Origin of the sequence: Ureibacillus manganicus DSM 26584 (genome assembly GCF_000772945.1) — a bacterium.
Taxonomy (GTDB): domain Bacteria; phylum Bacillota; class Bacilli; order Bacillales_A; family Planococcaceae; genus Ureibacillus; species Ureibacillus manganicus.
Genome location: NZ_JPVN01000004.1, coordinates 69,773 through 95,529, shown reverse-complemented (window position 1 = coordinate 95,529; position 25,757 = coordinate 69,773). Strand labels below are relative to the sequence as shown.

Sequence of the window (25,757 nt, the reverse complement as noted above, 5' to 3'; positions counted from 1 at the left end):
GATATATTCTAGCAACTCTAAAAATATATATAAATAAATACCTTTTTCATAACTTGGGGAAGTTACGAGTGCTGTGTGAAAGCTAAAAAGGTGTTGGATAATATTTTGTAAAGGGGAGACAGGTTTAATGTCAGTATTAACAATGGCTTATGCATTTCCTAACACAGAAGGCGCGTTAGTAAACTTCAAAGAAAAGTATGACAACTATATTGGAGGTCAGTGGGTAGCGCCTATCAATGGAGAGTATTTTGATAATGTTACACCTGTAACTGGTAAAGTTTATACGAAAGTAGCTCGTTCAAATGCAGAAGATATCGAATTGGCAATTGATGCTGCTCATGCAGCAAAAGATGCATGGGGAAAAACAACTCCAGCAGAAAGAGCGAATATTTTAAATAAAATCGCTGATCGCATTGAAGCAAACCTAGAAATGCTAGCAGTTGCTGAAACTTGGGAAAATGGGAAGGCGGTTCGTGAGACACTTAATGCTGACCTTCCTTTAGCAATTGACCACTTCCGTTATTTTGCAGGGGCTGTTCGTGCGCAAGAAGGTGGCGTTAGCCAAATTGATAACGATACTGTAGCATATCATTTCCACGAACCAATTGGTGTGGTTGGACAAATTATTCCTTGGAACTTCCCACTATTAATGGCAGTTTGGAAATTAGCTCCAGCACTAGCTGCAGGTAACTGTGTAGTATTAAAGCCTGCAGAACAAACTCCAACATCAATTTTAGTATTAATGGAGTTAATCGAAGATCTACTACCACCGGGTGTTGTGAATATCGTAAACGGCTTTGGTTTAGAAGCGGGTAAACCTCTTGCTTCAAATCCACGCATTGGAAAAATTGCGTTCACTGGTGAAACAACAACTGGTCGTCTAATTATGCAATATGCATCCCAAAACATAATCCCTGTAACATTAGAACTTGGTGGTAAATCACCAAACATTTTCTTTGAAGATGTAATGGATGCAGATGATGAGTTTTTAGATAAAGCAATTGAAGGATTTGTATTATTTGCTCTTAACCAAGGGGAGGTATGTACATGTCCATCACGTGCACTAATTCAAGAATCGATTTATGAGAAGTTCATGGAGCGTGCACTAAAACGTGTTGAAGCGATTAAAACAGGTAACCCACTAGATCCAACTGTTATGATGGGTGCACAAGCATCTTCTGAGCAAATGGAAAAAATCTTATCTTACTTAGATATCGGTAAACAAGAGGGAGCAGAATGCCTAATTGGTGGAGAGCAAAACCAATTAGAAGGTGAGCTAAAAGATGGTTACTACATTAAGCCAACTGTATTTAAAGGCGATAACAGTATGCGTATCTTCCAAGAAGAAATCTTTGGACCGGTTGTATCTGTTACAACGTTTAAGACAAAAGAAGAAGCGCTTGAAATTGCAAACGATACATTATACGGCTTAGGTGCAGGTGTATGGACTCGCGATATCAATACAGCGTATCGCTTCGGTCGTGGCATTCAAGCTGGTCGTGTATGGACAAACTGCTACCATGCTTATCCAGCTCATGCTGCATTTGGCGGTTACAAAATGTCAGGTGTTGGTCGTGAAAACCACAAAATGATGCTAGAGCATTACCAACAAACAAAAAACTTACTAATTAGCTATAGCCCAAATAAATTAGGATTCTTCTAATACTAAAGGAGGCTAGTCAGTGGTAGAACGAGTACTTGCAACTGATACAGCGCTTGCCCTTATCGAACAGTTAAAAGGAAAACACGGCCCTGTCATGTTTCATCAATCAGGAGGGTGCTGTGATGGTTCCAGTCCAATGTGCTATCCAGACGGGGATTTAATCATTGGAGATCAAGATGTGCTACTTGGTGAAATCGGTGGTGCCAAATTTTATATGCACAAAAATCAATTTGAATACTGGAAGCACACACAACTCATTATTGATGTTGTCGACGGCCGTGGTGGAATGTTTTCTTTAGAGGGAGTGCATGGGAAACGGTTTTTAACAAGGTCTCGTGCGTTTACGAAAGAAGAATTAGACGAGTTGAAAATTAAATAAGAGTAACGATTAGAAGCACAATCCTGTTAATGGATTGTGCTTTTACTATTTTTACATGTATTGCCTTTCAACTTAGAAGCTTATTATTTGCTCCAAGTCTAAATCGCTCTATTATAATAAGAAGCTTTTTTGCCTTTGTTTCTTTTAACAGCAAGAACTTCTTCTACTTTATTAATATAATCTTGGTCATTTGATATTCTTGTTAAGCTTGTTAATAAATAGGGTCTCAAACCAGAATTCACCTTCTTAAATCTTGCGAGATTTATTAAATACTTTGCCATCTTAAATGACTTAAGATGTGTATGTCCGTATTTGAACTCTTTCTTCGTATTTACAACCATAAATTCTTGCTTTCGCCCTTTATAGAAAGGGGTAATAATAAACTCATCTTTCCTGAAGATTTGATTCATATTACCTTCATCCCTTTTCTCTTGAATATTTTAAAAGTATGAATATCTTTAAAAAAATAGAGAAATGTAAATCAAACGATTTTGGATTCCAGTATCTCCTCCCAATGACAACGAACTTTTTATAAATCTTCTTATTAGTATAATATTTCTGGACGACTCCTTTAGTTCAAAAAATGTGTAAATATTTCGTAAATTTGGGCTACCTTATAAAAAGCAATCGTTATATTAGTTACGTTTAGGCAAAATCATTAAGTATGTTTGATTGATAGGTGCAAGCAGTTCAACATAATCCTTTGAAACTATTTTAAGTAACTTTCGTAGAAAAATTATAGGGGTGAGTCTTTATGAGTAATGAACAATTTTTGAAAGCATTTCAAGCTAATTTTAATAGAGCAGATAACTTTTTTGGTAGTGGCTTTGACCGACAACTACTTTTGTCTTTGGCAGCCAAATATACTTTAGCAAATAAAACCTTTAGTGGCGTTGCTTTAGACAAGATAAGTGAAAACATCGATAAAACAGCCAATCGAGAATTTCCATTTCACCCAGGATCTCCAGCAAGCTACAGACTTGCCGCTTATCTTCAAGATGAAGATGATATAGAACAAGCAATAAATCGTATGATTCAAAATGACAAACAACTTGGTAAAGAAAAGTTTAAATCAAATCATTATCGAATGTTTGCATCTTTATTTCTACAAGAGGATCAAAACCAACATGCAAAACGAGCCAAACAATTATTTGATGAAATGAATCGACACCAACGCTTTTTAACTTCCAATGAAGATATACCATATGTTGTTTTACTAACAAGGGAAGAAAGTAACTTTGTTCAACAAGTGGAAACGATGGTTAAGTACTATAAGGAATTAAATAAACAACAATTCCAAATGGGTAACCACCTTCAAGCATTAGCGCAAATTCTCACGATTTATAGTATTAAGTATTCTGACATCCTTTCTCAGTACGTTGTAAAGCTACGAGATGAATTGGAGGATCATGGAGTAAAGGTGAAGAAGTACCATTATCCATTTTTAGGTGTATTAGCACTGGCTGCAACAGATGATTCTAAAATAGATCAAATCGTTACATTGCATACTGAGTTATGTAAGTTAAAAGCATTTAAACAGGCCAAAGATTATGCACTTATAGTTGCAATCCAAAAAGAAATTCGTAATGTATCGGAACTTCAATCTTTAGTGAATCTCGCCAATGTTTCAATATTAGATACGTTACTTGATTTAGCAGAAATTGGTTTGGACATTTTTTCTATATTTCCAAGTGGTGTGGGATCCATTTTAGGAGAGTTATTTAATTAATACTAGTGGAAGGGTGCATTTATGAATTATCTAGAGTATATAAAACTTTTTGAAAGAAATTTTGAAAAAATTAAATCTCACTTAGGTTGGACGGTTGATAAAAGGATTTCAGTTAGACGGCAAGTAGATACGCTACAAAGGGAAATGAGAAGCTTCGTAATCAGTTATGTTATGAATAGTTGTTTCTACACAAACGGTGATAGAATGTATTCAAATACTGTTTGCAAGAGGTGTGGAAAGTGAAAGAGGTGTAAAAAATAGCGGATACGGTCGAGAAGGTATAAAATACGCCTTACAGGAAATGACTGACCTAAAATTCATAACTATGAAAACGACAACTTAAAGCAATAATTACTGTAAAGGATGTTAAAACAGTGGAAAATTCAGTCCCAATGAGCAAATCACGTACTATTCAATCACATCTTGTATTACCACCAGATACTAATCATCATCTATCTATATTTGGGGGTAAAGTTTTAGCCTATATCGATGAAGTAGCTGCCATAGCAAGTATGAAACACGCAAAAAGTGAGATTGTTACTGCAGCTTTTGATTCTGTGGAATTCAAATCCCCCGCTTATGTTGGAGATATCCTTGAATTAGAAGCAATCGTAACTTCTACTGGAACTACATCTATGGAAGTATACGTAAAGGTTAAGACCATTAATTTCCGTACTGGGGAAGAAAGAATAACTACTGAATCATTTGTTACAAACGTTGCAATCGATAGTAAAAGTAGACCTGTTGCGGTACCCGGTGTCTTTCCTGAAACAGATGAAGAAAAAGAGCTGTATGAAAAAGGGTTGCTTCGAAGACAACAACGTATAGAAAAGCGGAAGAAACAATAATAGGGAGCTTGTTAATAATCAATCTCCCTAAAATTTATATAATTATGCCATTCATATAATGTGAATACTGTTATACTTGAATAAAGAGAATCGAAAAGGAAGTCATATAAATGTGGAAACACCGATCGAAGTTTGTCATTCCAACAATGATCATTGTAGCAATTGCCTCTACATATATGTTGTTCAATTATTATAGTGAAGTTCCATCGTATCATAAGTTTATTATCATTGTTGCTGCAACTTTATTTTCTGGTCTTATATCAGCACTTCTTTTCCCGAAAGATGAATATAAGATTGATGAAAAAAAAGTGGAAAATCAAAAAAAATAATACCTCCAAAACAAATCCGACTAAAGGAAAAAATCTTAGTCGGATTTTTATTTCCCAATTTTTGAAAAATTTAGCTCGCTAAAGACTTATTTTCAAGAAATTTGTCAATCCTACATATCATAAAAGAAACACTTTTATTTGCATTTTGTTCACCCCGTTATTATAATAAAGTCAAAGATAGTCAAAGTCAGAACATCTAGTGAGGTGAGGTATAAAAATGAGAAATATATCTGACATCATAGAAGGTTATTTAAAACAAGTTATCGAAATAGGAGGCAAAGGACATATTGAGATAAAAAGAAGCGAATTGGCAGATAAATTCCAATGTGTCCCCTCGCAGATAAATTACGTAATCAATACACGCTTTACTGTTGAAAGAGGCTATTTAGTTGAAAGTAAAAGAGGTGGCGGTGGCTATATTCGAATCGTACGTGTTAGGCCAAACTCTAAGCTTGACCTACTAGATGCGGTGATTGAGCAAATTGAAAATGGAGCTACACAATCCATGACAGAAGATATTGTCTATCGATTGATCGATGAAGCTGTTATTACGAAACGAGAAGCCAAACTCATGTTAGCTGCCCTTGACCGAACGACTCTAAGAATAGACCTACCTATTAGGGATACGATAAGGTCCTATATTATGAGAGCTATGCTTACAACCTTAAAATATGATAATAAGTAGAGGTGACTTTTATGATTTGTGAACATTGTAATGTCAGACAAGCGACTGTAACGGTCACACAAATTATTAATGGTCAAAAGAGCGAACGACACTTTTGCGAGGTTTGTGCCAACCAATTCCATCCTTTTAATATCGATTTTAAAAAGGAGGAAAATCTCCATCTAGCACAACTTGTTTCAAATTGGTTTGGTTTACCTATTTGGAAAAGTGAAGCACAAGAACAGCAAACTCAAACTACACAAACAACAACAAATTGCCCTACATGTGGGTCTTCGTTTAGACAATTTTTAAATGATGGAAAACTTGGTTGCCCACAATGTTACGAAACATTTAGTAATAAACTTCCACAAGTACTAACGAAAATTCAATCAGGAACAAAACATACCGGCAAAATACCAGGAACAACTACTAATAACCACTTGGTATTAAAAAAACAGATTGATTCAACACGAGATCAATTACAACAAGCTATTGTAGAAGAACGGTTTGAAGATGCTGCAAAACTTAGAGATGAGATAAAAGACTTAGAAAGAAAGCTTGAAGTCGGGGGTGTAGACACACCATGAACCTAGAACATTTTTTAAAAAATGAAGCACCTAGTTGGATGAGTAAAAGTGGAACAGATGCTGATATTGTCATTAGCACTAGAATCCGATTAGCTCGAAATCTAGAAGGTTATAAATTCCCAAGAGTTTCATCAGAACAAGAAGCTAAACACGTAGATAATGTTGTAACCAATGCGTTACTAAACATTAAAAAAGGAGAAAGAAATTTTTCGCACTTTACCATTAAAGAAATGCCTGCATTGCAAAGACAGGTATTAGTGGAGAAGCATTTAATTAGCCCACTTCTTGCGAAAAAGGAAAAGTCAGCATCCGTTGTTTTATCAAACGATGAATCAATTAGTGTAATGGTTAATGAAGAAGACCATCTACGAATACAATGTTTATCACCAGGTTTTCAATTATTTGAAACCTATGAAATTGCAGATCAGCTTGATAGTTACCTTGAAAAACATTTACCATATGCCTTTAATGAAACATTTGGTTATCTAACATGTTGTCCGACGAATGTTGGAACAGGTTTAAGAGCTTCCGTAATGATGCACCTGCCAGCGCTAACTATGTCAAACCAGATGAAAGTAATCACACAAATGTTAACAAGATTAGGGATGGTTGTTAGAGGAATTTATGGTGAAGGTAGCGAAAACTTAGGGAACATGTATCAAATTTCAAATCAAGTTACTCTTGGAAAGTCCGAACAAGAGATACTAGAAGATTTGCAAAATGTCGTTTCCCAGATCATACAAAACGAAAGAAATGCAAGGGGATCTCTCATGAAGCAAGCGCCAATTGCCCTTGAAGACCGCATTCAACGTGCATTAGGAACACTGAAGTACGCACGAATTATGACAAGTGATGAGGCAGCGACGTGTTTATCGAATGTACGCCTTGGGGTAGACTTAGGGTTAATAAAAGGCATACCTATTAGCATATTAAATGAATGTATGATCTTTATACAACAAGGATTTGTGCAACAGTATGCAGGTACAACATTACAAGCAACAGAAAGAGACCTGTTCAGAGCAAAATTATTACGTGAAAAGTTAAATGTAGAAAATCAAAATTCGAAGGAAAAAGGAGAGGAAAAATATGATGTTTAATCGTTTTACACAACGTGCACAAAAAGTTTTACAACTAGCACAAGAAGAAGCTATTCGCTGGAAACACGAATCCATTGGTACTGAACATATTCTTCTTGGCCTTATTCGAGAAGGTGGGGGCATTGCTGCCAAAGCGTTAGAAGCAATTGATGTAAGTCCACAAATTATTGAATCTGGAATTGAAGAATTAGTTGGTAAAGGAACAAAAGATGTTGGCCCAATTGTGCATTATACACCTCGTGCGAAAAAAGTAATCGAGTTATCGGTCGATGAATCTCGCAAACTAGGTCATGCTTATATCGGCACAGAGCATATTTTATTAGCTTTAATTCGAGAAGGCGAAGGTGTTGCTGCTCGTGTACTTGCTAATGCAGGTGTTAGTTTAAACAAGGCTCGCCAACAAGTACTGTTATTACTTGGAAACAATGACACTACCCAAAGTGGTGCAAATCAAACTCAATCAGTAAATACGCCAACATTAGATGGGCTTGCTCGTGACCTAACGGCGATTGCAAGAGAAGGTTCTCTAGACCCAGTAATTGGGCGTAGCAAAGAAATTACACGTGTTATTGAAGTATTATCACGTCGTACGAAAAACAACCCTGTGTTAATTGGTGAACCGGGTGTTGGTAAAACTGCGATTGCAGAAGGACTCGCACAACAAATCGTGAACAATGAAGTACCTGAAATTCTGAGAGATAAACGTGTAATGACTTTAGATATGGGTACGGTTGTAGCAGGTACAAAATATCGTGGGGAATTTGAAGATCGTTTGAAAAAAGTGATGGATGAGATACGCCAAGCTGGTAATGTAATTTTATTCATCGACGAACTTCACACGTTAATCGGTGCAGGTGGAGCAGAGGGTGCTATCGATGCATCGAACATTCTAAAACCATCATTAGCTCGTGGAGAGTTACAGTGTATCGGTGCAACAACGCTTGATGAGTACCGTAAATATATTGAAAAAGATGCTGCATTAGAGCGTCGTTTCCAACCAATTCAGGTGGATGAACCATCAGTAGAGGAAACAATCCAAATTATTCACGGTTTACGTGATCGCTATGAAGCACATCACCGTGTAAAAATAACAGATGAAGCAGTTGAAGCTGCTGCGAAATTATCTGATCGTTACATCTCAGATCGTTTCTTACCAGATAAAGCAATCGACTTAATTGATGAGGCGGGCTCAAAAGTTAGATTACGTTCATTCAACGTACCACCAAACTTAAAAGCGCTTGAAGATAAATTAGAAAATGTTCGTAACGAAAAAAATGCAGCTGTATCTTCTCAAGAATTTGAAAAAGCAGCAGCACTTCGAGATACAGAACAAAAAATTAAAGATGAGCTAGACCAAACAAAGAAAACATGGAAAGAAAAACAAGGAAAAGAAGAATCTAAAGTAACGGTAGATGATATTGCCCAAGTTGTTTCCATGTGGACTCGTATTCCTGTTGCAAAGATTGCACAAGAGGAGTCTGCGAAACTTTTAAATCTTGAAGATGAATTGCACAAACGTGTGGTTGGGCAAGGTGAGGCTGTAGAAGCAATTTCTCGTGCAATTCGTCGTGCTCGTGCTGGATTAAAAGATCCAAAACGTCCAATCGGATCCTTTATCTTCTTAGGTCCAACAGGTGTAGGTAAAACAGAACTTGCTCGTGCTTTAGCTGAAGTTATGTTTGGTGACGAAGATGCGATGATTCGAATTGACATGTCAGAGTACATGGAGAAACACTCCACTTCTCGTCTTGTAGGGTCACCTCCAGGTTATGTTGGGTTTGAAGATGGCGGCCAATTAACTGAAAAAGTGCGCCGTAAACCATACTCAGTTGTGTTATTTGATGAAATTGAAAAAGCACATCCAGATGTATTTAATATCTTATTACAAGTACTTGATGATGGTCGTTTAACAGATTCAAAAGGGCGTAAAGTTGACTTCCGTAATACAGTTGTTATCATGACTTCTAACGTTGGAGCAGAGGCATTGAAATACCGTAAAAACCTTGGTTTCGGTGTAGGTGATACTTCTGACAAATATAAAGATATGAAAGGGACAATGCTTGAAGAATTGAAAAAGGCATTCCGTCCTGAGTTCTTAAACCGTATTGATGAAATGATCGTCTTCCACTCATTAGAAAAAGATCAATTAAAAGAAATTATTTCTCTAATGGCTGCGTCATTAACAAAACGTTTAAAAGAACAAGATATCGAATTAGAGCTTACAGATGCTGCTCTTGAAAAAATTGCAGATGAAGGGTACGATCCGCAATACGGTGCACGTCCGTTACGTCGTTCACTACAAAAACACGTTGAAGACAGACTTTCCGAAGAATTATTAAAAGGTAATGTAGCAAAAGGTCAACATGTTGTAATCGATTATGTTGAAGGTGAGTTTGTTGTACGGACAAAGGATGTAGTACAATCTATATAAAAAAGAAAAGGTGTCTCGTATAATGCGAGCCACCTTTTTTATTCCCTAAATAATGGCTGAGGGATGTATATGGGCTACATCATTAAACGTTATCTACTAAATTCTATAAGCTCCCATCCTTGTTGGTAATGGTTCAAAGTACTTTTGAGAAGGCCTGTTTGATATAATTGCTATATAAGAAAAGAAGAAGGAGGACATTATGGCAAAAAAGAAAGTAAAGTTCTGTTGTAATTCCTGTGGCTATGAATCTCCCAAATGGATGGGGAGATGTCCTGGATGTGGCGAGTGGAATACGTTTGTAGAAGAAGTTGAAATTGTGACGAAGGGACCTCGTGGCGCCTTTCAACATTCCGGTGATACGGTTGTGCAAAAAGCAACACCAATTGTAAAAATAGTAACTGAGGAAGAAACTAGAATTGAAACAGGCATGGAAGAACTAAACCGTGTCCTTGGTGGAGGTATTGTTCCTGGTGCCCTTGTGCTAATAGGGGGAGACCCAGGGATCGGTAAATCCACTTTACTGATGCAAGTTTCTGCATTGTTAGCTCAAAAGGGAAACCGTGTGTTATACATATCTGGGGAAGAATCTATGCGTCAGACGAAGCTTCGTGCAGAGCGCCTTGGTGTAATGTCAGAGGAGTTGTATATATACTCTGAGACAAATTTAGAACTCATTCATCAAACGATTGAGGAAGTAGGACCGAAATTTGTTGTGGTCGATTCAATTCAAACGATTCACCATCCTGAAGTGACAAGTGCTGCAGGGAGTGTTTCACAGGTTCGAGAATGTACTGGTGAGCTTATGCGGATTGCTAAAACAAAAGGTATTGCCATATTCTTAGTAGGACATGTAACGAAGGAAGGACAAATTGCAGGTCCGAGGCTGCTAGAGCATATGGTTGATACAGTTCTTTACTTCGAAGGTGAACGCCATCATACGTATCGGATTTTAAGAAGCCATAAAAACCGCTTCGGCTCTACCCATGAAATAGCTATTTTCGAAATGGTTCATCACGGATTAAAAGAAGTACGAAATCCATCGGAACTATTTTTACAGGAAAGATCGCTCGGTGCTCCAGGTTCAACAATCGTTGCATCAATGGAAGGGACGAGGCCGATTTTAGTTGAAATTCAATCACTTGTAACACCAACAAGTTTTAATTATCCAAAACGTATGGCAACGGGCCTAGATCATAATCGAGTACAGTTATTAATGGCTGTATTAGAAAAAAGAATGGGAATGCTTTTACAAGCCCAAGATGCATATATTAAAGTAGCGGGTGGCGTAAAATTAGATGAGCCAGCGATTGATCTAGCCGTCTTAACTTCAATTGTTTCAAGCTATAAAGAGCAGTCTGTTCAACCGACGGATTGTTTTGTAGGTGAAGTTGGATTAACAGGGGAAGTTCGACGTGTTTCCCGAATCGAACAAAGGGTTCAAGAGGCTGCAAGGCTAGGATTTAAAAGAGCCTTCATTCCAGCGTCCAATATAGGTGGTTGGGATTTTCCAGAAGGGATACAAGTGATTGGGGTTGAAACTATTAATGAGTCGTTAAGAGCTTGTTTTAACGATTTGTAAAAGAAAAAAATAGTGCCTATACAATTTCGCTTTTGTATGGGCATTTTTAGTTTAAATTATGGGTAGAAATGTATAGAGGAATTGCAAATTGAGAAGGCGCTCACTAATTTTTTCAAATGAACCCGGTATATTTACCTAAATGTATATTTGGCGAGTGTTTCGCATCGCAAACAATTTAGGTGATATGTATAATTATTTATAGAAAAGGAGGTGAATGGGATGTTAAAAGGAATTATACAATTTGCATTTTTATTTATCGGTGGGGCGTTAGGTTTTGTGTTTTTACCGCCATTATATGAATTAATAAATTTATCCTCTAATCCTTGGCTTAACAACCCATATGTTTCGGTAGTAATTGGTGCAATTTTGTTATTTGTTTTATCATTTGCATTATCGGACTACTGTGTAAAGTTAATACAATGGTTGGAAGATGTCTTGTTTAAAATACCTGCTGCAGATTTATTATTCGGAACTCTTGGTTTAATTGTTGGACTAATTGTAGCCTACTTAATTGGCTTTGCAATTGAACGTATTCAGATTCCGATTATTAATGATATTTTACCGATTTTACTATCTATAATGTTAGGATACCTCGGATTCAGAGTAGGTTTTACTAAACGTGACGAGTTAACTCAGATGTTTTCAAAGTCAGGTTCGGGCTCAAAAAAGAAAAGTGGGGATCAATCGAATCCGCAACAAATTGAACAAAAACCTATATTTAAATTATTGGACACGAGTGTAATTATAGATGGTCGAATTGCTGATATTTCCTCAACAGGGTTTATCGAAGGAATCCTTGTAGTTCCACAATTTGTGTTAACTGAGCTTCAGCACATTGCGGATTCCTCGGATACTTTAAAAAGAACACGTGGAAGGCGTGGTCTTGATATATTGAAAAAGTTGCAAGATGAACGTGCAACTAAAGTGGATATTACTGAAGAAGATTTTGAAGATGTACATGAAGTGGATTTAAAGCTTGTTCGACTAGCAAAGAAAATGAGTGCTCAAATTTTAACAAATGATTTTAACTTAAATAAAGTTTGTGAATTACACAATGTTCAAGTGCTAAATATTAATGACTTAGCTAATGCTGTAAAGCCGGTTGTAATACCGGGGGAAGATATGCAAGTTCTCGTCATAAAAGATGGGAAAGAACATAATCAAGGTGTAGCTTACTTAGATGACGGCACTATGATCGTAGTGGAAGGTGGCCGAAGTTATATTGGTCAGTCTATTAAAGTAACCGTAACGAGTGTTTTACAAACCTCTGCAGGACGTATGATTTTTGCCAAACCTAAAGATGAGGTAGCGTAAAGAGGGCGTTATAATTTGCTCTTGTAGAATGTATGAGTACAACAGCTACAATAAAGTGAAATTATTCGTAGTATTAATTTGTAAAAAAAGATATAGCAAAACTAATGGGAAGTGGAAATATAGTGCGTTATGAAGTTGTACTACCTGCAGCGGGAAGCGGGAAAAGGATGGGTGCTGGGAAAAACAAGCTGTTTCTAATCCTTCAAAATAAACCAATATTAATCCATACGTTAGAAGTATTCCAGAATGATGCCAATTGCACAGGAATTTGGTTAGCTGTTAAACCTGAGGAACGTGAGTATATTCAACGATTGCTAAACGAACATCACATTACAAAAGTAAAGGGATTACCAAATGGTGGCGAAGAACGACAACATTCAGTACATTCTTGTATTAAAGAAATGGAACAAGTAGATATTGTGTTAGTACATGATGCGGCTCGACCATTTATTACAAATGATATTATTGCTAGTCTTGTGGAATGTGCCGATGTTAAAGGTGCAGCCATTGCCGGCGTTAGAGCGAAAGACACAATGAAAAAAGTACGCGATGGAATCATTGTTGAAACGGTAGATCGTGATGATTTATGGATGATACAGACCCCTCAAGCGTTTCAATTTGATATATTGTATAAAGCTGAAGATGTTGCGGAAAAAGTAGGATTTTTAGGTACCGATGAAGCGATGCTTGTTGAACGTTTAGGGTATCCCGTACATATCGTTGAAGCGAGCTACGATAATATTAAAATGACGACAGTGGAAGATTTAGTTATTGGTGAGGCTATCTTACGAAAAAGGAGCCAGGCGCTAGGTAATTTTTAATTAACTTTTATAATTAAAAGGTGGAGATGATCCACCTTCTTTTTTTATCGATTTATATAAGTGTTATTCCTAATTAAAAACTGAAATTTCTCCATTAATCGAAAATGATATACGACATAATTGGAATTAAGTGCAAATTGCACATAATTCTAAATATGTCGTATGTCAAAATCCGTACTTGAGCGAATTGAGCAAAATTAAAGCCATCCAACAATTTTCTATTGGATGGCCAATTTGATATTTTTCTATACGGATGTATATCCACCATCAACCAATAGGTTACAGCCAGTGACAAATTCATTTTCACATAAGAAGACAATCGCATGTGCAATTTCTTCAGGTACGCCAAGGCGCCCAATAGGATGTTGTGAAACTAGATTATCATAATAATCTCCTAATGCTGCTTTGTTTACCATACCTGATTCAACATATCCTGGACAGACGGAATTTGTACGAATACCTTTGTTTGAGTATTCTGCAGCAAGTGATTTAGTCATTAAGTTAGCTGCACCTTTTGAAGCGTTATAAGCAAATGCGCCTGCTTGACCAACCGTTCCTAATATTGAAGCAACGTTCACGATTGCCCCACCATTACCAGTTTTCAAAAATTCTTGGATGGCGTATTTAGAGCCGTAGAATATACTGTCTTGGTTTATCTTAATAACTTTATGATAATCATCGGTTGTAAGTTCGTGTGTCTCAGCTAAAATACCAATCCCAGCATTATTTACAATAATATCAAGCTTGCCATACGTATCAACAGCAAATTTCACTAATGCCTGAACCGCAGCTTCTTCAGCAACGTTGGCTTCAAAGAACGTCACTTCACCACCAGATTGACCAATAGCTGCAGCGTGTTGTTTTCCAGCTTCAACATTAATATCTGATAATACAACCTTTGCACCCTTTGCTACAAAAGCTTTAACTGTTGCAAGACCGATCCCTGATGAACCACCAGTTACGATAGCCACTTTACCTTGTAAATCGAACATAAAAAAGTAAACCTCCTTTTTCGTATGTATCCCCTAAAATAGTATTAGACTAGTGACTAGGATTTATAATAAGAAAAAGATTACTTGAAACGAAGTTGTTAAATTTATTAGCAATGCTTACAATTAAATCGAATTGGAAATATGTTAATATATGTAGTGGTAAATAAGACAAAATTTCTTTATGTAAAGGAAGGTGAATGTTGCCCGAGTCTCGTATTGATTTTGGCAACAGTTTCTATGTTTCGAATTGGACAAGGATTTGACGTTCATGCATTTGCAGAAGGACGTCCGTTAATTTTAGGTGGAATAACTATACCTCATGATCGTGGTCTTATAGGACATTCAGATGCGGATGTGTTATTGCATACTGTAACAGATGCTGCTTTAGGTGCGATTGGAGAAGGGGATATTGGGCATCATTTTCCAGACACAGACCCTGCTTTTAAGGATGCAGATAGTGCGAAATTATTAGAATACATTTGGAAAATCGTTGAAGAAAGAGGGTATGTACTTGGTAATGTGGACTGTACGATAATGGCACAACGTCCCAAATTAGCACCGTACATTGAACCAATGAGAAACCGCATTGCAGAACTATTAAATGCAGAACCTTCCCAAGTAAATGTTAAAGCAACAACAACTGAAAAATTAGGCTTTACTGGACGTGAAGAAGGAATTGCTGCAATGGCAACAATTTTATTGATTAAAAAGTAAGTTCGGGGATATTGCCAAGAAGTTCGGGAATATCAACTAAAAACTTCGGGATTATCGTGCAAAACTTCGGAATTATTTCATGCAACATTCAAGACCCTGTAGTTTACTTTCATTTCGTATTACACAGTGTTAAAATGAACAAAGCAATTTTACATATTTAGGAGGCAATTAAAATTATGACAAAGGAAGTTCGCGTTCGTTATGCGCCATCTCCAACAGGTTTTTTACACATTGGTGGAGCACGTACAGCATTATTCAATTATTTATTTGCCAAACATCATAACGGGAAATTCATCGTACGCATAGAGGATACAGATATTGAACGTAATGTTGAAGGTGGAGAAGCATCTCAGCTGGATAATTTACGTTGGTTAGGCATCATCCCAGATGAATCGATTGATATTGGTGGTCCTTATGCGCCATATCGTCAAATGGAGCGTTTAGACATCTATACAAGACATGCAGATGAATTACTAGAGCGCGGAATTGCCTATAAATGTTTCTGTACATCAGAAGAATTAGAAGCTTCTCGTGAAGCGCAAAGAGCAAAAGGTGTTGCTGCTCCAACTTATGATGGGAAATGCCGTCACTTAACAAAAGAGCAAGTAGCTGAAAAAGAAGCAGCTGGAATCCCTCATACAATTCGTATGCGTGTACCTGAAAACACAACTTATAAATTCACAGATTTAGTGCGTGGTGAAGTTACTTTCGAATCAAAAGATATAGGCGACTGGGTATTAGTAAAAGCTAATGGTATTCCAACATATAACTATGCTGTTGTATTAGACGATCACTTCATGGACATTACACACGTATTCCGTGGGGAAGAACATTTATCAAACACACCAAAACAAATGATGATTTTTGATGCATTTGGTTGGGAATATCCACAGTTCGGTCATATGACATTAATCGTTAATGAAGACCATAAAAAGCTATCTAAACGTGATGAATCAATCATCCAATTCGTATCTCAATATAAAGATTTAGGGTTCTTACCAGAAGCGATGTTCAACTTCTTTGCACTACTTGGTTGGTCTCCAGAAGGTGAAGATGAGATCTTTACGAAAGAACAATTTATCGAAATGTTTGATGAAAAACGTCTGTCTAAATCACCGTCTATGTTCGATAAAAATAAACTAACATGGATGAATAACCAATATATTAAAAAAGTATCCTTAGAAGAAGTAGTAGAGCTTTCCTTACCACATTTACAAAAGGCAGGTTTACTTCCACAGGAGCTTTCTGAAGAACAAAGTGCTTGGGCAACGGCTTTAATCGCTCTTTATCATAATCAAATGAGCTATGGCGCAGAGATTGTGGAACTATCAAGCCTATTCTTCAAAGATGAAATTGAATATGATGAAGAATCGAAAGAAGTATTAGCAGGAGAACAGATTCCTGAAGTGATGACGTCATTTAAAGCTCAACTAGAAGCGCTTGAGAACTTTGATGCAGCTTCTATTAAAGCGGCTATTAAAGCAGTGCAAAAAGAAACTGGTCATAAAGGGAAAAACTTATTTATGCCAATTCGAGTTGTGACAACTGGTCAAATGCATGGACCTGAATTAGCAGATGCAATTGCTTTAATCGGTAAAGAAACTGCTATTGAACGTGTTGCAAAGTTTATCAGTTAATTTGAATTGACTTTTAACTACTCTGCGGTAAAATGGATTTACAAAATTGTTCAATTAATAGCAACGCTGGGAGTTAGAGATAACATTTCCCAAGTGTTTGTTTCAATCATATTAATATAACAAAGCGCATTAGAAGGAGAAGTACGTAAAAAATGTTTTAAAGAGAGGGTCATCACCGGCTGAGAGTGACCTAAACCTCTATTTTACGGAAATGCACCTTTCGAGCACGATGCTGAAACTAAGTAGGCACGTCGGATCGTCCTCGTTATTGGACTTTTGAGTGGAAGGCACTATGTTGCTTTCAATCAGAGTGGAACCGCGTTTATAAACGTCTCTGTCATTTTCTTTAAAATGATAGGGGCGTTTTCTTTATGAAAAGAAGTTGTGGAATTATAAGATTCAGGGTATATAAGTTGTAATAAGGAATTATCGACTAAAAAGCTTTTCATGTTTTAAATGAAATAAATAATGCATCGCATTAAAGGAGGAAAATTAACATGACAATTCAAATTTTCAACTCTTTATCGAGACAAAAAGAGCCATTTGTACCACTCGAAGAAGGAAAAGTGAAAATTTATGTTTGCGGACCAACTGTTTATAATTTTATTCATATAGGAAATGCTCGTCCTGTTATTGTTTACGATACAGTTAGACGTTATTTTCAATACAAAGGCTACGATGTGAAGTATGTATCGAACTTCACAGATGTAGACGACAAAATTATTAAAGCAGCGAATGAAATGGGTGAGGAAGTATCTGAACTTACTGAGCGTTTTATTAACGCTTACTTTGAAGATATTACAGCTCTTGGTTGCAAAAAGGCAGATGTACATCCTCGTGTGACAAACCATATGGATGATATTATTGAATTCATTAGCGTGTTAATTGAAAAAGATTATGCTTATGAATCACAAGGTGATGTTTATTATCGCACGAGAAAGTTTGATGGTTACGGTAAGCTAAGCCACCAATCAATTGATGACTTAAAAGTTGGCGCTCGTATTGAAGCTGGGGAGAAGAAAGATGATCCGCTAGACTTCGCGTTGTGGAAAGCGGCAAAACCTGGTGAAATTCACTGGTCAAGTCCGTGGGGAGAAGGTCGACCTGGCTGGCATATTGAATGTTCGGTTATGGCTAGAGAACATTTAGGTGACACAATTGATATCCATGCAGGTGGCCAGGACTTAACATTCCCGCACCATGAAAACGAAATCGCCCAGTCAGAAGCTTATACTGGGAAAACCTTTGCACGCTATTGGATGCACAATGGATATATTAATATTGATAACGAAAAGATGTCAAAATCACTAGGTAATTTCGTGTTAGTTCACGATATTAGACAACAGCTAGATCCACAAGTTTTACGTTTCTTTATGTTATCGGTTCATTACAGACATCCTATTAACTTCGCTCAAGATTTAGTCGAATCAGCGAAGTCTGGATTAGAGAGATTACGTACTGCATATTCGAATGTCCAACATAGATTAACAACTACAACGGACTTATTGGATAATGGGGATGAATGGACGCAAAAAATTGCTGAAGTGAAGAAACAATTTGAAGATGCTATGGACGATGATTTTAATACGGCCAATGGAATTTCTGCTTTATTTGAGCTTGCACGTATCGCGAACACGTACCTAAATGAAAGCAATACAGAAGAACGAGTGTTAAAGGCGTTTATAGAAACGTTTGATCAACTAGGTGAAGTACTTGGAATCCAATTTAAAGTGGAAAACCACATTCTAGATGATGAAATAGAAGCGTTAATAGAAGAACGAAACAATGCTAGAAAAAACCGCGACTTTGCAAAGTCTGATGAAATACGTGACAAACTTCTTGCGATGAATATAGTTCTAGAAGATACTCGTCAAGGAACACGCTGGAAACGAGGTCTATGATATATGTCGCAATTGCGAATTGAAGATGTCAAGCAGCTAAATGCCTTAGCATTAGCTTATATGGGAGATGCGGTTCTTGAACAAAAAGTTCGAGAACACCTTCTTCTAATTGGACGAGCAAAGCCAAATCATTTACACAAAGAAGCAACACATTACGTATCTGCAAAAGCGCAATCCATGGTAGTTCACAAGCTCATTGAAGAAAATTATTTAACTGAAGAAGAAGTTGCAGTTTTTAAAAGAGGAAGAAATGCAAAATCTGGATCTGTTCCAAAAAATACTGATGTGCAAACGTATCGAAACAGTTCAGGTTTTGAGGCAGTTTTAGGCTATTTATACTTAACAAAACAAGTGGACCGTGTTTATGAAATTATTGATTATGCTATTGATATTGTCGAACAGTCGAAAGGGGCAACAACATGACAGAGCAAAATGGTGAAATGATTGCTGGGAAAAACCCAGTATTAGAGGCGCTTCGTTCAGGACGCGAAATCAATAAATTATGGATAGCTGAAGGCGTGAAAAAAACAGGTATCAATGAAGTGCTCGACCTAGCACGTGAACGTGGAGTGCTTGTGCAATTTGTACCGAAGAAAAAGATTGATCAATTATCAGACGCCAACCATCAAGGAATTGTAGCATCTGTAGCTGCATATGACTATGCAGAATTAGATGATCTGTTTAACGCTGCTAAAGAAAAAAATGAAGATCCATTCTTCTTAATATTAGACGAGTTAGAGGATCCTCATAATCTTGGGTCAATTATGCGTACTGCTGATGCAATTGGTGTACATGGAATTATTATACCTAAAAGACGTGCAGTTGGATTAACAGCGGTTGTGGCAAAAGCTTCAACTGGTGCTATTGAACATGTCCCTGTTGTAAGGGTAACGAATTTAGCTCAAACGGTCGATGAATTAAAAGATAAGGGAGTTTGGATTGCTGGCACTGATGCGAAAGGATCTGTTGATTATCGCAAGATGGATGCTACATTACCGCTTGCCATTATTATCGGTAGCGAAGGACGTGGGATGAGTCGATTACTTAAGGATAAGTGTGATTTTTTATATCACTTACCGATGATTGGGCATGTCACATCTTTAAATGCATCTGTAGCAGCAGCGTTGTTAATGTATGAAGTGTATCGAAAAAGACAAGAACGGTTGGAAAAGTAAACTTCATGCAAACGATCTTAATTGTAGATGGCTACAACATGATTGGTGCTTGGAAAGAACTACGACCGCTTCGTGATTCGGATTTTGAAGAAGCTCGAAATCGATTAATAGAGTTAATGGCAGAGTACAAGGCAGCAATGGGTTATCGAGTCATTGTTGTCTTCGATGCTCACCTCGTTCCAGGCGTGGAACAAATGTATGTTCATAATGCTGTTGAAGTAATTTATACCCGAAAAAATGAAACTGCCGATGAAAGAATCGAAAAACTAACAAATGAATTAAAAGGGCGTAAGAAACAAATCTATGTAGCAACTTCTGATATGACAGAACAGAATGTTATTTTTGGACAAGGAGCACTTCGTAAATCTGCAAGAGAGCTAGAGATAGAAATGCAGATTATACAATCCCAAATATCATCTAATGTTAAAACAATTAAAGAAGTAAGACCTGCTAGTCGAATTAATCTACCAAAAGAGATTGAACTAGAATTTGAGAAATGGAGAAGAGGTTTGAAATAACTCATTGACCTATATTTTCCAATTCCGGTATACTGATTCTAAACGACTCTTAGCGTTTCGAGGTGAAGCCGTTGCTAAAGAACAATCAGATGCAAGTATTACAAAGGTTTGACGATATGACAGATGAGCAACTTATTGAATTGGTACATCAGGGTAGCACAGATGCGTTAGATTATTTAATCACAAAATATAGATTGTTTGTTAAAGCGAAGGCACGTTCCTATTTTTTAATTGGTGCTGATAAGGAAGATATTATTCAAGAGGGAATGATAGGTTTATATAAATCGATACGAGACTTTAAGGGAGACAAGCTGTCATCATTTCGAGCATTTGCAGAATTATGTATAACTCGTCAGATTATAACAGCTATAAAAACAGCTACCCGCCAGAAACATATACCACTTAATTCTTATGTGTCGCTTGATAAACCAATCTATGATGAAGAGTCAGATCGAACTTTACTAGACGTGATCACCGGCTCGGATTCAGAGGATCCGGAACATCTAATGATTCATCGTGAGGAATACTCACACTTAGAGGAGAAAATAGGTGAAATCCTAAGTGAACTTGAACAGCAAGTTTTAGCACTCTATTTGGATGGACAATCTTATAATGAAATCTCCGAAGAATTGAATCGACATGTAAAATCGATTGATAATGCCTTACAGAGAGTTAAACGTAAACTAGAGAGACATTTAGATATAAATCAACCCAATTAAATTGCTCTAAAAAATTATAAAACATAGTATATTACATTTAGACGTTATATTGACACGATTCTCATTAGGTGATAGTCTTTAAAAGACATACTGTCGAAAATGAGTGATACATTTATGGTGAATAAGATTGTGTTGAGCTGTGAGAAATGTGGATCGAGAAATTACACATTTCCTGAAAAAGCTGATTCAACTAAACGTCTACAATTGAAAAAGTTTTGCTCTCATTGTAATGAGCATACTGTTCATAAACAAACAAAATAACTAATGATTATATATTTAAAGCACGAAGGTTTAATTGGGATAGTAAAATTTTAGAATAGACGGGTAATTCGGAGGTTAAGCTATAATGGGCAAGTTAAAACAATTCTTCCAAAATGTAATGTCAGAAATGAGAAAAACTAGCTGGCCAAAAGGTAAAGAGTTAACGAAGTATACTGTAGTAGTAGTATCAACTGTTGTCTTTTTTGCTGTATTTTTCATGCTAGTAGATTTAGGAATTTCAAGTTTAGTTCGTTGGTACTTTGCGTTATAATGTTCTTAATATGAATATTTTGAAATGGCCCGTAAAGCTTAACGGGTTTTTTTCATTTGCATTAATTATCGAAAAAAGTATATCGCCTATCATTGTAGGCAAAGGAGGAATGGACGTTTAGTCCTGCTGATTATGGAGAAAAAGTGGTATGTAGTTCATACTTATTCTGGCTATGAAAATCGAGTGAAGCAAAATCTTGAAAAACGTGTTGAAACTATGGGGATGCAAGACAATATATTCCGTGTAATTGTTGCTGAACATGAAGAAACAGATATGAAGGATGGTAAAAAACGTACAGTTATGAGGAAGGTTTTCCCAGGCTACGTTTTAGTGGAAATGATCTTAACTGATGAATCATGGTATGTAGTCCGAAATACTCCAGGGGTAACTGGTTTTATAGGTTCTTCAGGCGGTGGAGCAAAACCAACACCATTGTTACCTGAAGAAGCTGATCATTTACTACGTCAAATGGGTATGGATAAAAAGGCTGTTGGGGAAATTGATATTACAGTTGGTGAAAGTGTAGAAGTACTAGACGGACCTTTCGCTCACTTCCAAGGTAGAGTTGAGGAAGTTGATGTTGATAAAGGGAAAGTTAAAGTTAGTATTGATATGTTCGGTCGTGAAACGAAAATGGAACTTGATTTTGAGCAAGTTCAAAAATTATAATTATATTCATTATATTTTTACTTGCTAATGCATTTTAAAAGTGATATCATTTCATAGGTCAGACTGTCAAATTAATAGTCTGCATAAATTGTTAATGTTATCGGCAAATAGCTGACAGACAGATATTGAGTGGGAGGGGCAACCCAATTACCACATCACGGACTTAAGGAGGTGTGTCTCGTGGCTAAAAAAGTTATAAAAATCGTAAAACTTCAAATCCCTGCTGGTAAAGCAAACCCAGCGCCACCGGTTGGTCCTGCATTAGGTCAAGCAGGTGTTAATATCATGGGATTCTGTAAGGAATTCAATGCTCGTACAGCTGATCAAGCTGGATTAATCATTCCAGTTGAAATTACAGTTTTTGAAGACCGTTCTTTCACTTTCATTACAAAAACGCCACCTGCAGCAGTATTACTTAAAGTAGCAGCAGGTATCCAATCAGGATCTGGTGAACCAAACCGTAAAAAAGTTGCAACGGTTAAACGTGATAAAGTTCGCGAAATCGCAGAACAAAAAATGCCTGACCTAAACGCTGCTTCAGTTGAAGCTGCTATGTTGATGGTTGAAGGTACTGCACGAAGCATGGGTATTACAATCGAAGACTAATTCCCAAAACACTTGATGAAGAAAGTTTTTGTTAATGAGGTTGCGTTAAGTTCTCTAGGACTCGCAACCTCTATTCGTGGGAGGAATATCCGTTACAACCACAATCAAGGAGGAAAAATATAATGGCAAAAAAAGGTAAAAGACTGCAAGAAGCGGCTAAATTAGTTGACCGCTCTAAAGTATATGCAGCTGAAGAAGCTATTGCTTTAGCGAAGGCAACAAGCTCAGTTAAATTTGATGCAACAGTTGAAGTTGCTTTCAAACTTGGTATCGATACTCGTAAAAATGACCAACAAATCCGTGGTGCAGTAGTGCTTCCAAACGGTACTGGTAAAACTCAACGTGTATTAGTATTCGCTAAAGGTGAAAAACTTAAAGAAGCAGAAGCAGCTGGAGCTGACTATGTGGGCGATGCTGAGTACATCAACAAAATCCAACAAGGTTGGTTTGACTTTGATGTAATCGTTGCTACACCTGATATGATGGGTGAAGTTGGTAAACTTGGTCGTGTATTAGGACCAAAAGGTTTAATGCCAAACCCTAAAACAGGAACAGTTACTTTTGATGTAACTAAAGCAATCCAAGAAATTAAAGCTGGTAAAGTTGAATACCGTGCTGACAAAGCTGGTATCATCCATGCTCCAATCGGTAAAGTATCATTTGATACACAAAAATTAGTAGAAAACTTCCTTACTGTATTTGACGTAGTTCAAAAAGCTAAACCAGCTGCAGCTAAAGGAACTTATATGAAATCAGTTAACGTAACAACTACTATGGGTCCATCTATTAAAGTGGATTCTTCTAGTGTGAAATAATAAATTATAACTATTTTTTTAAAATAGTTGACAACAGCCCGCTTCCTTGGTAAGATGGATGCTGTTGTGAATCATCCATTTGTACCGTAGACAGTAGGGGTGCTAAGACACTTAATCATCCTACCGAGGACATCGGAAATCAGATTCTTTTAAGATGATGACTTTCTGCCTCTATGTCTACTGACGTAGAGGCATTTCTTTTGTCGGTATAAATGACATTCTAATAGGAGGTGTCAAAATGAGCATTGCAGCTATCGAAACTAAAAAAGTTCACGTTCAAGAGATCGCTGAGAAATTCCAATCTGCTTCATCAGTAGTGGTAGTTGACTACCGTGGGTTAACAGTAGCTCAAGTAACAGAATTACGTAAACAATTACGTGAAGCTGGTGTTGAGTTCAAAGTTTACAAAAACACTTTAACTCGTCGTGCTGCTGAAATCGCAGGCGTAGAAGGAATCAACGCTGTATTAACTGGACCAAACGCAATTGCGTTTTCAAAAGAAGACGTTGTAGCTCCAGCGAAAATCATCAACGATTTCGCTAAAAAGAACGATGCTTTAGAAATTAAAGCAGGTATCATTGAAGGTAATGTTTCAACTGCTGAAGACGTTAAAGCTCTTGCAGAACTTCCATCTCGCGAAGGTCTACTATCTATGCTTTTATCAGTACTTCAAGCGCCAATCCGCAACTTCGCTCTTGCTACAAAAGCAGTTGCAGAACAAAAAGAAGAACAAGGTGCTTAATTTACAGCGCTTAAACTTTAAATTAAACAAAAGGCGATCGGCCTAAACTAAAACATTCCATAGGAGGAAATAATAATGAGCAAAGAGCAAATCTTAGAAGCTATCAAAACTATGACAGTTCTTGAATTAAACGATTTAGTAAAAGCAATTGAAGAAGAATTTGGTGTAACAGCTGCTGCTCCAGTAGCAGTAGTAGCAGGTGGCGGTGCAGCTGCTGAAGAAGAAAAAACTGAATTTGATGTAATCCTTGCTAGCGCTGGTGACCAAAAAATTAAAGTTATTAAAGTAGTACGTGAATTAACTGGTCTTGGCTTAAAAGAAGCTAAAGAATTAGTTGACAATGCTCCAAAAGCATTAAAAGAAGGCGTATCTAAAGAAGAAGCTGAAACAATCAAAGCTAAAATTGAAGAAGTTGGCGCTTCTGTAGAAGTTAAATAATAATTTTTTCTATTAAAGTTAAGGCTTCAATCGATTAACATTAATATATATGTTACGTTTGAAGCCTAAAAGCTCGTCTTGTATTTGACGAGCTTTCTTCATTTCCCCCGGTGAAAGCGTTCGTAATGCGTCACTCAAACTCTTGTGTAGATGGGAGACTGCAGTCGCAAACACCCAGATTAGTTGAACAATCAATTAGTGGGGGTGACTCCACTAGTTGAAAGTTTCACTTTATCCCGAGGAGGGCGTAAATGTCTGAACATTACTATTCAAAAAAGCCTCAAATAGAAAGTAAGCCACGCCAATGGAATTTCAATCTACTTGGACACTCGTTTCAATTTGAAACGGATAGTGGCGTATTCAGTAAAAGCGAAGTAGATTTTGGATCCCGTACTTTAATCGAAGCTTTTCAAATGCCAGAGGTAGACGGAGCAATTTTCGATATTGGCTGCGGTTATGGACCTATTGGTTTAACGATGGCAAAACAATACCCAAATCGTATTGTCTACATGATGGATGTCAATGAAAGAGCGATTAACTTAGCTAAAATGAATGCTGAAAGAAACGGAATTCAAAATGTACGAATATTTGAAAGTGATGGCGTAACAGCTGTTGATCAAGAAGTGAAAGCTTCCGCAATCCTAACAAATCCACCGATAAGAGCTGGTAAAGAAGTTGTTTTTAAGTTTTATGATGGAGCTTATGAGAAACTTGTACCAAATGGGGAGTTATGGGTTGTTATTCAAAAGAAACAGGGTGCACCATCGACAGTAGCACATTTAGAAGAAAAATTTGCTGAAGTTGAAATAGTTGAGAAGAAAAAGGGCTATTGGATAATAAAAGCAAAAAAATAAGGCA

29 protein-coding genes and 2 other annotated features are annotated in these 25,757 nt (G+C 36.9%); of the genes, 27 read left to right on the top strand and 2 right to left on the bottom strand.

The genetic code is table 11. The features are described 5' to 3' along the window. The first annotated feature begins 142 nt into the window (after window positions 1–142). Together adh and CD29_RS04255 are read left to right on the top strand one after the other, a co-directional pair. On the top strand, window positions 143–1,663 hold the full coding sequence (gene adh, locus CD29_RS04260; protein ID WP_036183534.1) for an aldehyde dehydrogenase: 1,521 nt from the start codon (window positions 143–145) through the stop codon (window positions 1,661–1,663). Window positions 1,664–1,682: 19 nt separating this feature from the next. Next, the gene (locus tag CD29_RS04255) at window positions 1,683–2,042 is read left to right on the top strand and encodes a DUF779 domain-containing protein (protein ID WP_036183264.1); all 360 of its coding nucleotides are present in this window, start codon (window positions 1,683–1,685) and stop codon (window positions 2,040–2,042) included. 98 nt (window positions 2,043–2,140) lie between these two features. Here the strand turns inward: CD29_RS04255 and CD29_RS04250 are convergent, their stop codons facing one another. Beyond that, a complete protein-coding gene (locus CD29_RS04250) occupies window positions 2,141–2,452 on the bottom strand; it encodes a hypothetical protein (RefSeq protein WP_036183261.1) in 312 nt (103 codons plus the stop codon). Window positions 2,453–2,796: 344 nt separating this feature from the next. On the opposite strand from CD29_RS04250, the gene CD29_RS04245 reads away from it, so the two are divergent. The 10 genes from CD29_RS04245 (at window position 2,797) to ispD (ending at window position 13,441) form a co-directional block, all read left to right on the top strand. Beyond that, the gene (locus CD29_RS04245; protein ID WP_036183258.1) at window positions 2,797–3,771 is read left to right on the top strand and encodes a DUF4003 family protein; all 975 of its coding nucleotides are present in this window, start codon (window positions 2,797–2,799) and stop codon (window positions 3,769–3,771) included. A 374-nt stretch (window positions 3,772–4,145) separates the two neighbouring features. After that, window positions 4,146–4,619: an acyl-CoA thioesterase gene (locus tag CD29_RS04235; protein WP_036183252.1), complete on the top strand. Its 474-nt coding sequence runs from the start codon at window positions 4,146–4,148 to the stop codon at window positions 4,617–4,619. Between the two features lie 110 nt (window positions 4,620–4,729). After that, window positions 4,730–4,948, top strand: coding sequence for a hypothetical protein (locus CD29_RS04230; RefSeq protein ID WP_036183250.1), 219 nt, complete (start codon window positions 4,730–4,732; stop codon window positions 4,946–4,948). A gap of 217 nt (window positions 4,949–5,165) precedes the next feature. Then, on the top strand, window positions 5,166–5,633 hold the full coding sequence (locus CD29_RS04225; protein ID WP_036183247.1) for a CtsR family transcriptional regulator: 468 nt from the start codon (window positions 5,166–5,168) through the stop codon (window positions 5,631–5,633). Window positions 5,634–5,644: 11 nt separating this feature from the next. Further along, complete coding sequence (locus tag CD29_RS04220) at window positions 5,645–6,199, top strand: UvrB/UvrC motif-containing protein (RefSeq protein WP_036183243.1); 555 nt, start codon at window positions 5,645–5,647, stop codon at window positions 6,197–6,199. Then, window positions 6,196–7,296, top strand: coding sequence for a protein arginine kinase (locus CD29_RS04215; protein WP_036183240.1), 1,101 nt, complete (start codon window positions 6,196–6,198; stop codon window positions 7,294–7,296). The genes CD29_RS04220 and CD29_RS04215 overlap by 4 nt, the downstream gene beginning before the upstream one ends. After that, window positions 7,286–9,727 (top strand): ATP-dependent Clp protease ATP-binding subunit, encoded by a 2,442-nt coding sequence (locus tag CD29_RS04210; RefSeq protein ID WP_036183236.1) that lies wholly within the window; start codon window positions 7,286–7,288, stop codon window positions 9,725–9,727. Before CD29_RS04215 ends, CD29_RS04210 begins: the two co-directional genes overlap by 11 nt. A gap of 199 nt (window positions 9,728–9,926) precedes the next feature. Beyond that, window positions 9,927–11,306: a DNA repair protein RadA gene (radA, locus tag CD29_RS04205; protein ID WP_036183234.1), complete on the top strand. Its 1,380-nt coding sequence runs from the start codon at window positions 9,927–9,929 to the stop codon at window positions 11,304–11,306. Between the two features lie 219 nt (window positions 11,307–11,525). Continuing rightward, window positions 11,526–12,620, top strand: coding sequence for a PIN/TRAM domain-containing protein (locus CD29_RS04200; RefSeq protein ID WP_036183232.1), 1,095 nt, complete (start codon window positions 11,526–11,528; stop codon window positions 12,618–12,620). 122 nt (window positions 12,621–12,742) lie between these two features. After that, on the top strand, window positions 12,743–13,441 hold the full coding sequence (ispD, locus tag CD29_RS04195; RefSeq protein WP_036183229.1) for a 2-C-methyl-D-erythritol 4-phosphate cytidylyltransferase: 699 nt from the start codon (window positions 12,743–12,745) through the stop codon (window positions 13,439–13,441). A gap of 245 nt (window positions 13,442–13,686) precedes the next feature. Here the strand turns inward: ispD and CD29_RS04190 are convergent, their stop codons facing one another. Next, window positions 13,687–14,433, bottom strand: coding sequence for an SDR family NAD(P)-dependent oxidoreductase (locus CD29_RS04190; RefSeq protein ID WP_036183225.1), 747 nt, complete (start codon window positions 14,431–14,433; stop codon window positions 13,687–13,689). Between the two features lie 237 nt (window positions 14,434–14,670). Here CD29_RS04190 and ispF point away from each other — a divergent pair, with 237 nt between their 5' ends. From ispF to CD29_RS04120, 15 genes are all read left to right on the top strand, one after another. Then, entirely contained in the window at window positions 14,671–15,147 is a 477-nt protein-coding gene (gene ispF, locus CD29_RS04185) for a 2-C-methyl-D-erythritol 2,4-cyclodiphosphate synthase (protein ID WP_036183531.1), read from the top strand. A 176-nt stretch (window positions 15,148–15,323) separates the two neighbouring features. Then, the gene (gene gltX, locus CD29_RS04180) at window positions 15,324–16,784 is read left to right on the top strand and encodes a glutamate--tRNA ligase (RefSeq protein ID WP_036183222.1); all 1,461 of its coding nucleotides are present in this window, start codon (window positions 15,324–15,326) and stop codon (window positions 16,782–16,784) included. A gap of 118 nt (window positions 16,785–16,902) precedes the next feature. Beyond that, window positions 16,903–17,123 (top strand) — a binding site (T-box leader). A 158-nt stretch (window positions 17,124–17,281) separates the two neighbouring features. Then, window positions 17,282–18,685: a cysteine--tRNA ligase gene (gene cysS / locus CD29_RS04175; RefSeq protein ID WP_036183218.1), complete on the top strand. Its 1,404-nt coding sequence runs from the start codon at window positions 17,282–17,284 to the stop codon at window positions 18,683–18,685. 3 nt (window positions 18,686–18,688) lie between these two features. Then, the gene (locus CD29_RS04170) at window positions 18,689–19,108 is read left to right on the top strand and encodes a Mini-ribonuclease 3 (RefSeq protein WP_036183215.1); all 420 of its coding nucleotides are present in this window, start codon (window positions 18,689–18,691) and stop codon (window positions 19,106–19,108) included. Then, the gene (gene rlmB / locus CD29_RS04165; protein WP_036183213.1) at window positions 19,105–19,860 is read left to right on the top strand and encodes a 23S rRNA (guanosine(2251)-2'-O)-methyltransferase RlmB; all 756 of its coding nucleotides are present in this window, start codon (window positions 19,105–19,107) and stop codon (window positions 19,858–19,860) included. Before CD29_RS04170 ends, rlmB begins: the two co-directional genes overlap by 4 nt. A gap of 5 nt (window positions 19,861–19,865) precedes the next feature. Continuing rightward, window positions 19,866–20,378 carry an NYN domain-containing protein gene (locus tag CD29_RS04160; protein ID WP_036183211.1) on the top strand — a complete coding sequence of 171 codons (513 nt, stop codon included), beginning with the start codon at window positions 19,866–19,868 and terminating at the stop codon, window positions 20,376–20,378. 89 nt (window positions 20,379–20,467) lie between these two features. After that, entirely contained in the window at window positions 20,468–21,097 is a 630-nt protein-coding gene (gene sigH, locus CD29_RS04155; protein ID WP_169716150.1) for an RNA polymerase sporulation sigma factor SigH, read from the top strand. A 114-nt stretch (window positions 21,098–21,211) separates the two neighbouring features. Continuing rightward, window positions 21,212–21,358: a 50S ribosomal protein L33 gene (gene rpmG / locus CD29_RS19910; protein WP_169716157.1), complete on the top strand. Its 147-nt coding sequence runs from the start codon at window positions 21,212–21,214 to the stop codon at window positions 21,356–21,358. An 85-nt stretch (window positions 21,359–21,443) separates the two neighbouring features. Beyond that, entirely contained in the window at window positions 21,444–21,629 is a 186-nt protein-coding gene (gene secE / locus CD29_RS04150) for a preprotein translocase subunit SecE (protein WP_036183207.1), read from the top strand. Window positions 21,630–21,761: 132 nt separating this feature from the next. Then, window positions 21,762–22,298, top strand: a complete 537-nt coding sequence (gene nusG, locus CD29_RS04145; RefSeq protein WP_036183204.1) for a transcription termination/antitermination protein NusG — start codon at window positions 21,762–21,764, stop codon at window positions 22,296–22,298. Window positions 22,299–22,478: 180 nt separating this feature from the next. After that, the gene (rplK, locus tag CD29_RS04140) at window positions 22,479–22,904 is read left to right on the top strand and encodes a 50S ribosomal protein L11 (RefSeq protein WP_036183202.1); all 426 of its coding nucleotides are present in this window, start codon (window positions 22,479–22,481) and stop codon (window positions 22,902–22,904) included. A 122-nt stretch (window positions 22,905–23,026) separates the two neighbouring features. After that, window positions 23,027–23,719 carry a 50S ribosomal protein L1 gene (gene rplA, locus CD29_RS04135; RefSeq protein ID WP_036183200.1) on the top strand — a complete coding sequence of 231 codons (693 nt, stop codon included), beginning with the start codon at window positions 23,027–23,029 and terminating at the stop codon, window positions 23,717–23,719. A gap of 66 nt (window positions 23,720–23,785) precedes the next feature. Then, window positions 23,786–23,927, top strand: a sequence feature (ribosomal protein L10 leader region). Between the two features lie 30 nt (window positions 23,928–23,957). After that, a complete protein-coding gene (rplJ, locus tag CD29_RS04130; protein WP_036183197.1) occupies window positions 23,958–24,461 on the top strand; it encodes a 50S ribosomal protein L10 in 504 nt (167 codons plus the stop codon). 75 nt (window positions 24,462–24,536) lie between these two features. Beyond that, a complete protein-coding gene (gene rplL / locus CD29_RS04125; protein WP_036183194.1) occupies window positions 24,537–24,899 on the top strand; it encodes a 50S ribosomal protein L7/L12 in 363 nt (120 codons plus the stop codon). A gap of 251 nt (window positions 24,900–25,150) precedes the next feature. Beyond that, entirely contained in the window at window positions 25,151–25,753 is a 603-nt protein-coding gene (locus CD29_RS04120; RefSeq protein WP_036183191.1) for a class I SAM-dependent methyltransferase, read from the top strand. The last annotated feature ends 4 nt before the right edge of the window (window positions 25,754–25,757 follow it).